We start from the raw sequence: 276 nt of genomic DNA on the forward strand, positions 1-276 counted from the left end.
CCTGGGGGTGGCGATGTATCTCGGAGTGGTGGGGTCGATCATGTGGGTCGCGGTCGCCCAGCTCCTTGTGATGTTCTGGGACCGCGCCGTGAGCGACACGGTGCGCCTGTCGGAGATCCAGCAGGCGGTCTCGGCCTGGCACGCGACGCAACGGGTGCGCCAGCGCGTGCGTCGCCTCCGCACCCAGTTCGCCCTCGCCGTCGCGGGCCCCGGGCTCAGCCGGGTGGTGGTGTCACGCGGGCACCTCGAGGTCGATGAGCGGTCGGGGGCCCGGCC

1 pseudogene is annotated in these 276 nt (G+C 72.8%); it reads left to right on the plus strand.

Annotated features, from left to right (window positions below):
• Positions 1–13: 13 nt before the first annotated feature.
• Positions 14–276: pseudogene (locus tag KVS71_RS17415) on the plus strand (hypothetical protein); the annotation flags it as partial.

The sequence above is a fragment of the Microbacterium sp. GbtcB4 genome, assembly GCF_019091465.1.
In the GTDB taxonomy this organism is placed as follows: domain Bacteria; phylum Actinomycetota; class Actinomycetes; order Actinomycetales; family Microbacteriaceae; genus Microbacterium; species Microbacterium paraoxydans.